The 12,576-nt window shown below is 53.1% G+C and carries 11 protein-coding genes; 5 read left to right on the top strand and 6 right to left on the bottom strand.

Features of this window, described 5'->3' with window-relative positions:
* The first annotated feature begins 12 nt into the window (after nt 1–12).
* Nucleotides 13–843, top strand: a complete 831-nt coding sequence (gene cobA / locus DZE2538_RS12720; protein WP_038916503.1) for a uroporphyrinogen-III C-methyltransferase — start codon at nt 13–15, stop codon at nt 841–843.
* Between the two features lie 45 nt (nt 844–888).
* Here the strand turns inward: cobA and DZE2538_RS12715 are convergent, their stop codons facing one another.
* Complete coding sequence (locus tag DZE2538_RS12715) at nt 889–1,434, bottom strand: NADPH-dependent FMN reductase (RefSeq protein WP_019843959.1); 546 nt, start codon at nt 1,432–1,434, stop codon at nt 889–891.
* A 169-nt stretch (nt 1,435–1,603) separates the two neighbouring features.
* A complete protein-coding gene (locus DZE2538_RS20405; protein WP_228669689.1) occupies nt 1,604–1,747 on the bottom strand; it encodes a DUF3885 domain-containing protein in 144 nt (47 codons plus the stop codon).
* Nucleotides 1,748–1,839: 92 nt separating this feature from the next.
* On the opposite strand from DZE2538_RS20405, the gene DZE2538_RS12710 reads away from it, so the two are divergent.
* Both DZE2538_RS12710 and DZE2538_RS12705 read left to right on the top strand, forming a co-directional pair.
* Nucleotides 1,840–3,018 (top strand): hypothetical protein, encoded by a 1,179-nt coding sequence (locus DZE2538_RS12710; RefSeq protein WP_038916502.1) that lies wholly within the window; start codon nt 1,840–1,842, stop codon nt 3,016–3,018.
* Between the two features lie 221 nt (nt 3,019–3,239).
* Nucleotides 3,240–4,358, top strand: a complete 1,119-nt coding sequence (locus DZE2538_RS12705; protein ID WP_236616964.1) for a hypothetical protein — start codon at nt 3,240–3,242, stop codon at nt 4,356–4,358.
* Nucleotides 4,359–4,468: 110 nt separating this feature from the next.
* Here DZE2538_RS12705 and DZE2538_RS12700 read toward each other — a convergent pair whose 3' ends face one another.
* Nucleotides 4,469–5,245, bottom strand: coding sequence for a transporter substrate-binding domain-containing protein (locus DZE2538_RS12700; protein WP_019843955.1), 777 nt, complete (start codon nt 5,243–5,245; stop codon nt 4,469–4,471).
* Nucleotides 5,246–5,367: 122 nt separating this feature from the next.
* Complete coding sequence (locus tag DZE2538_RS12695; protein ID WP_038916500.1) at nt 5,368–6,537, bottom strand: pyridoxal phosphate-dependent aminotransferase; 1,170 nt, start codon at nt 6,535–6,537, stop codon at nt 5,368–5,370.
* A 360-nt stretch (nt 6,538–6,897) separates the two neighbouring features.
* Here DZE2538_RS12695 and DZE2538_RS12690 point away from each other — a divergent pair, with 360 nt between their 5' ends.
* A complete protein-coding gene (locus DZE2538_RS12690; RefSeq protein ID WP_026357830.1) occupies nt 6,898–7,782 on the top strand; it encodes a LysR family transcriptional regulator in 885 nt (294 codons plus the stop codon).
* On the opposite strand, the gene DZE2538_RS12685 is transcribed toward DZE2538_RS12690, so the two are convergent.
* Complete coding sequence (locus DZE2538_RS12685) at nt 7,773–8,789, bottom strand: S66 family peptidase (RefSeq protein WP_038916499.1); 1,017 nt, start codon at nt 8,787–8,789, stop codon at nt 7,773–7,775. The genes DZE2538_RS12690 and DZE2538_RS12685 overlap by 10 nt on opposite strands.
* A 377-nt stretch (nt 8,790–9,166) precedes the next feature.
* Between DZE2538_RS12685 and DZE2538_RS12680 the strand changes: the two genes are divergently transcribed.
* On the top strand, nt 9,167–10,777 hold the full coding sequence (locus DZE2538_RS12680; protein ID WP_023640200.1) for a methyl-accepting chemotaxis protein: 1,611 nt from the start codon (nt 9,167–9,169) through the stop codon (nt 10,775–10,777).
* Here the strand turns inward: DZE2538_RS12680 and ggt are convergent.
* Nucleotides 10,771–12,534 (bottom strand): gamma-glutamyltransferase, encoded by a 1,764-nt coding sequence (gene ggt, locus DZE2538_RS12675; protein ID WP_019843950.1) that lies wholly within the window; start codon nt 12,532–12,534, stop codon nt 10,771–10,773. The genes DZE2538_RS12680 and ggt overlap by 7 nt on opposite strands.
* Nucleotides 12,535–12,576 lie beyond the last annotated feature (42 nt).

The raw sequence follows: 12,576 nt of genomic DNA, 5'->3' as shown, positions 1-12,576 counted from the left end.
AGGAGTCATTCTATGAACCTTACTCTGAATACGCTGATGGCGCAGGGCCATCAACGCCAGCCGTTACTGGCAGGTGATGTCTGGCTGGTGGGTGCCGGTCCCGGCGATGCCGAATTACTGACTATCAAGGCGCTGCGAGTGATTCAGCAGGCGGATGTGGTCGTGCATGACCGGCTGGTTTCCGCCGACATTATGGCGTTAGTAGCGCGTGACACTTTGCGCATTGATGTCGGTAAACAGCAGGGCAACCACGCACTGCCACAACCGCAAATCAATCAACTGTTGATGGAACTGGCGCAAGCCGGGCAGCGTGTCGTGCGCTTAAAAGGCGGCGATCCGTTTATTTTCGGGCGTGGCGGTGAGGAAATGGATTACCTGCATCAACAGGGTGTGCGTTGCCATGTGGTACCTGGGATTACCGCCGCGACCGGCTGTGCGGCGGCGGTAGGGTTGCCGCTGACGCACCGGGATTGTGCTCAATCGGTACGGTTTATTACCGGCCATGCCCGTGATGGCGAGCCGCAACTGGACTGGGAAACCCTGGGCGCAGGCCAGCAAACACTGGTGTTTTATATGGGGCTGAGTCATGCCAGCCGTCTGTGCCAGAAGTTAATAGCACACGGCCTGCCTGCCAGTACGCCGCTGGCGATTATTGAGCGTGGCACACAGCCGGAGCAACGCGTGATGACCGCGACGCTTGCGACCTTGCCTGCACTGATGGCGCGTTATCAGCCGCAGTCGCCCAGCTTGTTAGTGGTCGGCGAAGTGGTGCGTTTTTGTCGCCATCCGGCACTGACGGTGGCCAGCGAAGCGATGATGAAAGTGGGAACGGTGGCGGCATAAGCGACTGCCGCCCGACAGTGGGCGGTAGCCTGATGAAAGGATGTGTTATCTTCTGAGCCCGATCTCATCGACAAGCGCATTCATTTGCTCGGCAATCAGAACGGTAATGTTTTCATCTTTCAGGTTGCCCTGATCGTCGAAACCACCAGCAAAAGCGTTAGCGAAAACTTCCGGCTTGTTCAGCACATGCACATTCAGGTAGACGCAACTCTGGCGCAAATGATACTGCGCTCGCGAGGTACCCATACCGCCGCCCGCACCCATCAATGCTGCCGGTTTACCGCTTAAAATGGTGGTATCCGGCAAGCGGGATAACCAGTCCAGAATATTCTTCAGTGCCGGTGCCATGGAGTAGTTGTATTCGGTACAGGCGAACACAAAACCATCCGCCTCACTGGCCTGACGGGCGATGCGCTGCACGGATTCAGGTACCTCAGTCAAATCAGCGTTATAAAACGGTACATCCAGCAGGTCGGCAATATCCAGCGTGGCATAAGCGGGCAGTACCGACTGCGCGGCACGCAGCAATCCCCGGTTGGCAGAGGCTTTACGCAGACTGCCGGAAATACCTAACAATTTGATTTGATTCATGGTGTTGTCCTTTTTGTGTGAAAAAAATCACCAGGATAACGTCGGCGCGCGTCGCGTCAGCGTTTTCCCTGACTCGTCATAGCATAGAGCGTGGGGGGAAAATTGCCATTGAGGCGTGTGGACTATTCCGTGAGGATATTGGCGTTTTTGTACTTTAAATCTGAAGATATTAGGCACCGTAATAGCGGTCCATCAGCGGACGGTCGTTATCCAGCAGGTAGTGGTTGAAACGCTGGTAGAGATCGCTTAACTGTGAAGGATTATCACCAATCACATCCATCCCCTGATCGTCGTAGGGGAAAAGCTGCACCATCAATGACCTGTATAGTCTTCTATTTTTTTGATTACGATGCTTAATCTATTTCCGTTATAGTATCAGCTCTCTTTCTTATCTGTTTATTTAATATGAAATTATTAACATTAGCCTCAAGGATAGTGGTGCTGGGTTTCGTTTGTCTGGTTGGGGTCACTCAGGCTGACGATGATTTTCCCGTTTATCGCGGCACTATAGGCAATACCACCATTGTGGTGGAGCTGTATAACGCCCCCGGTCAGCCAGAGAACCAAAGTATTAATGGGCGTTATTTTTATACTAAATACCGCAAAGACATTGGATTATCCGGCTCACAGGATGTACAGGGCAATCTGGTGCTGTCGGAAGGCGATGATTCGATGGATGAGCAACAAGCACTGGCTGGCAAAGATCCGATACCGGTGATGGTGCTGCGTAGCCGCGATCAGAACACCTTGCAGGGCGAATGGCGCAACGGTAAAGGTAAATCCTATCCGGTGGTGCTGTCTCTGGTTACCGAATTGCCTGCGACAGCCTCACCGTTTATGCAACAGGCGTATCAGCATTCACGTTATGAATACCTGCGGCATGAAAGAGCTGAGCCAGTTATGACAAAGCAGGAAACGGTGAATGGGTATGATGTGGAATGGTGGCGGGATCCATTATCTGGCATGACGACATTTCAGTTACGCAGCGGCTATCCGGCAGAACAATTGTCGGGGTTGAATGCGATGTTGCGCAAGGAACTGTGGCAGGAGGTATTAAATTACTACCGTTGTATGCAAGGGACAGATAAAGGCTCCTATACTGAGCAAGTAAACATCAACCAGTTACTACCTTGGGTAGTGAGTTACTCTATCGCTGGCAGTGAAAGCTGTGGCAATGGTTATAACTCTGGTGTTAGAAGTGAAAGCCTATATGCTAGTGATGCTAGTCATATGGAGTTAAAGGATTTGTTCTGGGTTGGCGAGCAGCCAGCACCAGATAATACGTTGGAACCGAAAGATTACAATGATGGAATACTCCCACATTGGCTGGCTGAGCAATTCTCTGTGATGTATCCAGCAAGAATGGCTAATACGGTAAATAGTGGTGGAGGTAATACTCTGTGTGATTATCGGCGGCCTGAGGTCTGGATGTTTCCAACATGGAGCCTGACTGCTCAGGGCATTCTTTTCCACCCGACTTTCCCGACGAGTGACAGCGTTTGTGATGATGCTCCCTGGGCCATCGTACCGTGGAGTGTCGTGAAGCAACATCCTGGTCGTTTGAAGAATTTGCCGCTACCTTAATATGCACGACGAATGCCCCGGTTTGCGTGTATCCAGACCGGGGTACTCATTGTGATTCCCTGTATATACCCATCTTTCTGCAACTCGAATTATTTGGGATAGGATCAGAATACTGTATGGTTTTTGATTACGATGCTTAATCTATTTCCGTTATAGTATCGGCTTTCTTTCTTATCTGTTTATTTAATATGAATTTATTAACATTAGCCTCAAGGATAGTGGTGCTGGGTTTCGTTTGTCTGGTGGAGATGGCTCAGGCCAAGCCTGTAATATATAACGGCACGCTGGGGACAACGCCGGTAGTGATGGAGTTGGATGTTAACGTAGATGGGCGTGTGGAGAGTCGCTATTTCACTACCCCAGAGCGAGTGACTCACCATATTAATGGTCAGCACAGCAAGCAAGGGCAGTTGACGCTGAATGTCGATGTCGATGCGTTGGAGAATGACGACGAGGCCGATGCTGAGGCAAAGCCCACCAACAGCCCGGTCATCACGTTACAACCTGCCAATAATAACGGCTGGCAGGGCGAGTGGCGTCAGGGGCAGGGGACACCGATCACTGTGGTACTGTCGCCAATAGCACCGATAGCTACCGCCGGATTGTCGCCCTTTATGCAGTCACTCTACCAAGTCTCGCCTTATGACTATCTGTTGCGTGCAACGGCCGAGCCGGTGATGGTCAAACAGGGCGTCGTCAACGGCTATAACGTGGAGTGGTGGCAGGAACCGAGCGCTAAGCTGTCGATGTTTCAGTTAACCTCTGGCTATCCGGCGGAACAGCTTGCTGCCTTGAACGCTGCGCTACGAGAGAGCTTCTGGCGGACGGTGATGGCCGCTACGCAGTGTGAACATTCAGATGACAAGGTAAAGATTAGCCTGCTATCAGAGAAAATGATCAGCTATGTGGTATCCGGCGACAGGAGCTGCGGCGGCGCACACGGTTATATGGATGTATCGCCCCATAATTTGCGTGTCTCTGATGCGAGCTGGCTGACGCTGTCTGATTTGATGTGGGTAGGCGAATCACCGGTGCCGGATGATTCGGCCATCCCAGATGATTATTTGCAAGAAAACTTGCCGACATGGCTGGCGGCTGAGTTTGTCCGGCTTTATCCGAAACAGACCGCGGCGACGGATGATGAAAGCGAAGATGTTTGTGACTACAGTTCATCGGAGGTGTGGGCGAACGCGCCCTGGAGCCTGACACCCCAAGGCATCTATTTTCAGACCATGACTTCTAATTTTACGTCGCTGTGCAAAGGGTCCGGCTGGGAAATCCTGCCTTGGGATATCGTCAAACAACATCCCGGACGGTTGAAGGATTTGCCGTTGCCGTAACAGGCATCTTTCCGCGTTTGGTTGGTTAAATGCAATAAGGCCCGCATATATGATGCGGGCCTTGTCATGTTATAGCTGTCTTTCAGTGCATGAGTCGGTGATAACGGTTGTTATTGCACTCGTACGTCGAAACCGGGGAAGTATTGTTTCGCCAGTTTCTCGACGGTGCCATCGTCTTTCACTTGTTTGATAGCCTTGTCCAGTTCGGTTTTTAAGGCTTCATCGCCTTTGCGCAGGCCGAAACCGATGCCGCTGCCCAGAATCGAGGTGTCTTCTACCGGTCCGCCGATAAAGGCGTAGCCTTTACCTTCTGGCTTATCCAGGAAACCGGACTGACCTGCCGCCGCCATCACCAGCGTGCCGTCCAGACGGCCTGCCGCCAGGTCGTCATAGGCCAGGTTTTGATCTTTGTAGCTTGTCACCGTCACACCTTTCGGCTCCCAGTGCGCCTTGGCATACACTTCCTGAATCGAGCCCTGCAACACACCGATATTTTTGCCTTTCAGCGCTTCGGCCGTCGGGGCCAGACCGGTATTGGGTTTGCCGACTAACTGTGTCGGAATACGGTAGATAGGCTGGGTGAAGTCGATCGCTTCTTTACGTTTTTCCGTGATGTTCATAGCGGAGTTGATAGCGTCGAATTTTTTGGCCTGCAGTGCCGGGATCAGGGCATCAAAGGAGGTTTCTACCCAACTGCATTTGAAGTTACCGGCCTTACAAATGGCGTTGCCCAGATCGATATCGAACCCTTCCAGTTGCCCTTTGGCGTTTTTACTCTCAAACGGCGGGTATTCCGCTTCCAGACCGAAACGCAATTCAGTTTGTGCCAGTGCAACGGAAGAGGACAACAACCCCAGTGACAACATCAGTATGCTTAGTTTTTTCATAGTGGGAACGATCTCCGGTGAATCAATAAGTAGTGTTCAAATCATGATTAAACAACGGTGGCCTCAGGTAACAGCCAGGTACAGCGCTCTCTATGTACACATGACGGGTACGTGGCGACCTATTAACGACCTGTTACCTGACACAAGGCTTTTGCACCCGCCAGTAGCGTAGCGTCATCTTTAGAGAAGGAAAGACGAATTAATTTATTATCCGTACCATCGGTGTAAAACGCCGAGAGCGGAATAGTCGCCACGCCGTGCTCGACAATCAGTCGTTTGACCATATCGCTGTCGCTCTCATCGCTGAAATGCGCGAAGCTGGCCAGTATGAAGAAGGATCCGGCAGAAGGCAGCAATTCAAAGGGGCTACCTTGCAACGCGTGCGTGAGCAGATCGCGTTTTTGTTGATAGAACTGCCCCAACGACAGATAAGTCGCGGGGTCCGCCATGTACTCGGCAAAGGCATACTGCATCGGCGTGTCGGCGGAGAACATCATAAACTGGTGGATTTTAAGGATCTCATCCATCAGCGCTGCCGGGGCCAGACAGTAACCGACGCGCCAGCCCGTGACGTGAAACGTCTTGCCAAACGAGGAGACAATCACACTGCGCGCAGCCAGCTCGCTGTGGGTTGCCATGCTGTGGTGTTGCTGCCCGTCAAAGACCACGTGTTCGTAGACTTCATCAGACAGGATCACGATATCGGTGTTGCGCGTCAGGCGAGCCAGTTGCGCCAGATCATCGGCACTCAGCACCTGACCACTCGGGTTATGGGGCGAGTTAATGATAATCATGCGGGTGCGTGACGTGATGGCGGCCTGAACTTCATCCCAATCAATGCTAAAACCCGGTAACGCCAGTTTCAGTGCAACCGGTGTCGCGCCTTGCAGTCGCACAATTGGCGCGTAGCTGTCAAAGGAGGGTTCGAAATAAATGACCTCATCGCCCGGGTGTACCAATGCAGAAATAGCGGAGTAGAGCCCTTCGCTGGCGCTGGCGGTGATCGTGACCTCCTGCCCGGCGTCATAATGCTGGCCGTACAAACGCCGCACTTTTTCCGCCACCACCTCTTTGAGCGACACCAGTCCGGACATCGATGCGTATTGATTATGACCAGCGGTCATGGCGCGCGTCACCCCGGCGATCAACTCGGGAGAGCACGGAAAACTGGGCGCGCCTTGTGACAGGTTAATGGCGTTATACTGGCTGGATAACTGACCAATGACGGTGAAGATAGTGGTTCCTACATCCGGTAATTTGGAACTAAAGCGCACCGGGGTGTGAATCGGCATACGTGATCTCCGTGGGTTGCCGTTAATACTCGTACGTTAGTAACACGAGACGTTAATAACACAGTACGTCAAAACGTAATAAATGAATAACTATTCATGCATTAGACGTTGCCGGTAGTAGTACCACAATCGAATTGTTGTCATAATAGCCATGAGAAAAATGCATGGCTTGAGGCCTTTCCTGGTGATTTTATCCTCTGTCAGCGATAAGTTGCTGTGATGATGAGCCGCATACTTGATGAAATGAGCGGCCATTAGTACCAGTAATGCAGGATTAACAGGTCAGAGGTAGTGCCGACTTTTCTGCATAGTTATGTAATCAATTTACTTATGGCTACCGGCCAAAGGGCATTGCTGAACATGAATAAACGTATTCCGCCACTCAATGCGCTACACGCGTTTGTGGTCACCGCCCGCCATCTCAATTTCACTCGGGCGGCAGAGGAACTGTTTGTGACCCAGGGGGCGGTAAGCCGTCAAATCGCGTCACTGGAAGCGTGGCTGGGGTTTGCACTGTTTCAGCGTCATGCGCGCGGTTTGCGGCTCACCCCGCAGGGCAGCCAGCTACTGCCAGACGTCCGTGAGGTGTTCGAGCAACTGTTTCGGGTAACCGATCAGGTGCGTGAAAGTCGCTCGATCCGCATGAAAGCGCCGACCTGCGCCATGCGCTGGCTGGTGTCACATTTGATGCTGCTGGAGCAGTCACGGCCGGATATCCATGTTGCCCTAACCACCACTACCGAACACGGGGTCGATTTTCGTCATGAAGATTTCGATGTGGCGGTGGTATTTGCGCCACATTCAGCACCGACGCAACATGACGGCAAGCTGTTTGACGAGGTACTCTCGCCAGTACTGGCACCGCACTTGCTGTCAGTTGGGCAGACGACACTGATGCCGGAGCAACTGTCCCGGTTGACGTTACTGCATCCCACCCAGGATCAGCGTGACTGGAAATTGTGGCTCAAAACGCAGGGCATCAGCGAGCAGGTAATGCGTCGTCATCAGCAGTTCGATACGATGGATTTAGCGATCAGTGCCGCGATTCAAGGGTTTGGGATTGCGATTGCCGATGTGACGCTGGTAGAAGAAGATCTCCGCCGCCAGCGGTTGGTGATGCCCTTCAGCAGTACGGTGAAGACGGGAGCAGCCTATTATCTGGTGCACCGGCCCGGCACACAGCCGGAATGGCTGACGGATTTTCTGACCAGCTTCACCGCATGTTTATCGACGGATCAGGGCTGATGTAGCCAGGGTTCACACAGTCTGACCTGGCCTGCGTCGAAATCGACGCTGACCTGTACCCCGAGTGGCATTGTTAACATCGGGTGGGTATGGCAGCAGTCGAAATCCGCCAGTACTGGCAGCGGTTGTCCCTTAAGCACCTCGCGTAATACGGTTAACGAATCACGGCCGCTGCCCTTGTCATCGAACAATTCGTGTTTACCCAGGATCACGGCGGCCACCCGCTCAAACACGCCGCAGAGTTTCAAGTGCGCAAAGGCGCGCTCTACGGTGGAGATGTCCTTAAGCGAGTCTTCCAGCAGCAGAATGTCGCCCTCATTAATTTCCGGCATAAACGGGCTGCCCCAGATCCCGGCCATGGTGTTGAGATTGCCACCGATAAGTCGCCCCTGATACGAACCGCTGCCCTCAAAACGCCACTGGTTGGTATAGGTGGTTTTGGCACGTGACTGCTGGTTCCAGTCCACCCGTTCGTCGGTCCAGCGTGATGGCGGAGCATATGTTTGGCTGGGCTGCACAGTGCTGGTCAGTGCGACGAAACTGGCAAAGGTCTCGTCTACCAACGGTGGGAATTCGCCAAACGAGGCCACCAGCGCGGGGCCGTAAAACGTCACCAGTCCGGTACGGGCATAAATACCCAGTAATAACGCGGTCACGTCGGAGTAACCGATGATGATTTTAGGATCCCGACACAGTGCGTCGTAGTCGAGATAGGGCAGCAGTGCGTTGCTGTTGTTACCGCCGATAGTCGACATGATGCAGCGTACCGCCGGATCGCGAATCAGCGTATTCAGCTCGTCGGCACGGGCGGCAATACTGCCGGAGCGGTAGTAATCGCTTTTACCGGTCAGCGAACCGGCACGCAGGCGGTAACCGTGCTGTTGGAGAAAAGATTTCGCCCGCTCAAAACGGGCCGGCGCGAAGTGCGTTGCCGGTGAAGAGGGGGAGAAAAAACCGATGGTGTCGCCCGGATGCAACGGTGGGGGCAGTAACAGGGTATGCGACATGAATTCCTTTCTCCGAACAGGTGCCATAGGGTGGCTATCAATCATAAGTGTTTCTTCTCAATCACCGATCACTATAAAAAATAATTTCCGATGTTTTTTATAAATGGCGGCCTTCAATAACATAAGTAACATTTACCGTTCTGAAAAGCGGTAACAGCGATGCGATTCTGCTTGTGAAATGCCATTCCATTCTATTTTATTCGCCGGGTGTGAAAATTGATAACCTTCTGTCATTACAAGGTTTTATATATAGTTCATCTCTTGTTTTCGCGTCACCTCGCAGAAAAACATTTTCCCGACCGGATAAGTACGGGATAGCCATATGGTCAATGAAGACATAACAACAGACGACATTACACAGCACAGGCTTTGCAACAATGAAAATTTCGACACGATTATGGAGTTTCACCGGGATGCTATCGTTGGGCATCCTAATCATGGGCGCTATCGGCATGTTTACCGCAGAAAAGGCCAATCACTCGCTTAAGACCGTGTATGAAGACCGCACGGTGGTACTGGCCCAACTGGAAAAGATGGAATGGCTGATGCAGCGTAATCGGATATTACTGATGGATATGCTGTTATTACCGGACGCGGGCAATAAACAACAACGCGTTGAAGAACTCAATCAGAATACGACCCGGATCGATCAGGTGTGGCGTGAGTACCGTGCAACATATTTGACACCGGATGAAACGCGTCTGGCGGATCAATTCGCTGAGAATTTGCAACGCTATAACCGCGAGGGGATACAACCTACTGATTCAGCGATCCGTGCCGGACAAATGGAACAGGCAATGCGTCTCTATGACAGCAAAGTCAGCCCGCTGGAAAAACAAAGCCATGCCATACTCAGCCAACTGGTGACGTTGCAAGTTGATGTGGCTAAAGAGGAATACACCGACTCTGTGCAGCGTTACCAGTGGCTAAAAACGCTGGCTATTCTGGCGGTGCTGGCCGGTATTAGCGGCGCGGTGGTATTTGGCTGGTTGATGGTACGTGGCATCGTCCGCAGTCTGTTGCAGGCACAATCAGCCGCCGAAGCCGTCGCGAATGGCGATTTAACCTACCCGATCATCGTCCGTGGGCGTGATGAAATTACCGTCGTACTCAATACGTTGTCGCATATGCAGGAAAGTCTGGGACGCATTGTCACACAGGTGCGTCATGGTGCTGAATCGGTGAGGATGGCCAGTGGTGAAATCGCGCATGGCAATCATGATTTGTCTGCACGTACGGAATCCCAGGCTAGCGCGCTGGAGCAGACGGCCGCGTCGATGGAGCAACTATCCGCGACGGTGAAACAGAATGCGGATAATGCCCGTCAGGCAAATCAGCTGGCCCAGACGGCTAGTCAGGTGGCGGAGCAGGGTGGAAGCGTGGTCACTGAGGTGGTGGACACCATGCGGGAGATCAATGATAGCGCCCAGCGTATTGCTGACATCATCAGTGTTATCGACGGTATCGCGTTTCAAACCAACATTCTGGCGCTGAATGCGGCGGTGGAAGCGGCCCGTGCCGGTGAACAAGGTCGTGGATTCTCGGTGGTGGCGGGTGAGGTGCGGGCGCTGGCGCAGCGCAGTGCAGAGTCAGCCCGTGAGATCAAAACGCTGATTTCCAGCAGTGTCGAGCGCATCGAAAGCGGCAGCACGCTGGCTGATAAAGCCGGTAGTACCATGCATGATGTGGTCAATAGTATCCGCCGGGTGACCGACATTATGGGGGAGATCAGCTCAGCCAGCCACGAACAGAGTAGTGGCGTATCGCAGATTGGCGAGGCGGTGGTGAGCATGGAGCGCACGACCCAGCAAAACGCGGCGCTGGTCGAAGAGATGGCGGCAGCAGCGGGAAGTTTGAGTGGGCAGGCAGAAGAACTGGTGCAGGCCGTAGGGGTATTTCGACTCTCGGAGCGGGCGCCCGGCGTGGTACCGGACACCCGTAGTACAGAACAAACTACAGAACAAGCGTGGTTACCGGGTTATCAGTAACCGATAGCGGCGCCGGCGGGTCGGCGTGAATCGTTGGCGCCGTACAGATACCCTTCACGAACCTTGCCAGACACGGCTGAGTCGTTGCCGGAGTTAGCAGGGATGACTCCCTCCACACCGGGCAGACCGACCATGATCAGTTCGGTGGCACCCCAAGGGGTCTGTTCTACCATTTTATAGCCGCGTTCTTTTAACAGCTTGAGGGTATCGGCTGACAGACCTCGTTGTTCGTAGTACACCTCATCGGGTAACCACTGGTGGTGGATGCGCGGTGCATCCACCGCTTCTTGCGGCAGCATGCCAAAATCAAGAATATTCAGCGCGCTTTGCAGCGTAATGCTGATAATCCGCGACCCACCCGGTGAGCCCAGTACCAGGAAGATTTTGCCGTCTTTGGTCACCAGTGACGGGCTCATTGACGACAACGGGCGTTTACCCGGGGCAATGGCGTTGCGTTCTCCTTGCACCAGTCCATACAGGTTCTTCTCCCCGACTTTGACAGTGAAGTCATCCATCTCGTCGTTAAGGAAGAATCCGGTGCCGGGAGCGATAACGACCGCGCCGAAGCGGCCGTTCACCGTATAAGTGGTAGAGACGGCATTCCCCAGATTATCGACGATCGAATAGTGGGTGGTTTCCGGTTTTTCATGCGGTTCCATGCCGGGTTTGACCTGTTCAGACGGTGTGGCGTTGGTCTCGTCGATTTTTTTGCGGATTTGGGCTGCATAGTCTTTGCTCAACAGCCGTTCCGTGGGGTTTTTAACGAATGCCGGGTCACCCAGATAGGTGTTGCGGTCCATGTAAGCGTGTCGCATGGCTTCAGTCATCACATGGATAGCTTGCGCCGAGTTAAATCCCATACTCTTAAGGTCGTAACCTTCGAGAATATTGAGTGTTTCACACATCGTGATCCCACCGGAACTGGGCGGTGGTGATGAGATGAACTGATAACCGCGATAGCTACAGGTGATAGGTTTGGTTTCCGTTACCCGATAGTTGGCGAAATCGGCCGCTGTCAGGATACCCCCCCCTTTTTTGGACGCTTCCTCGATAACCTGAGGAAGGGTGCCGTGGTAGAACGCATCAGGGCCTTTGTCGGATATCGCCTGTAATGTGTTGGCTAAGTCAGTCTGTACCAGTCGGTCGCCCGGTTGTAAGGCGGAGCCGTCCGGGCGCAGAAAAATGCGCGCAGACTCGGGATCTTGCTTAAACCGTTTGACAGTCGTGTCGAGGATATCAGTATCGCCGCGTGTCAAAACAAAACCTTCTCGCGCCAGTTTGATGGCCGGTGCCATAACCTGCGCGCGGGTCAGCTTGCCGTATTTTTCGCGGGCCGTTTCCAGCCCCAGTACCGTACCGGGAACACCCGCTGCCAGATAGCCATACAGACTGGCATCCTTTTTAACGTTGCCGTTCGCATCCAGATACATATTGGCGGACGCGGCGGCAGGCGCTGTTTCACGGAAATTGATAAACGTATCCTGACCATCTGCCAGATGGATTGTCATAAATCCACCACCGCCGATGTTGCCGCAGCAGGGATTGACGACGGCCTGCGCATAACCGACCGCTACCGCCGCATCAATGGCGTTCCCCCCCATTTTCAGAATATCGACACCAACTTGTGATGCGAGGTACTGTGAGGTGACCACCATACCGTTTTTCGCTTCCACTGCCGGTATGGAAACCGCGTGGACTGCACCGCTGACCAGTAATGCCGTCAGACTTAACGGTAGCAGCCATTTTCCCGATGCCATAAAACCCCCTTGTTACCGGATTGATGTTGTTGTCTTTGAGTA

The sequence above is a fragment of the Dickeya zeae NCPPB 2538 genome (genome assembly GCF_000406165.1).
Lineage (GTDB): Bacteria > Pseudomonadota > Gammaproteobacteria > Enterobacterales > Enterobacteriaceae > Dickeya > Dickeya zeae.
This window is presented reverse-complemented; position numbering and strand designations above follow the sequence as displayed.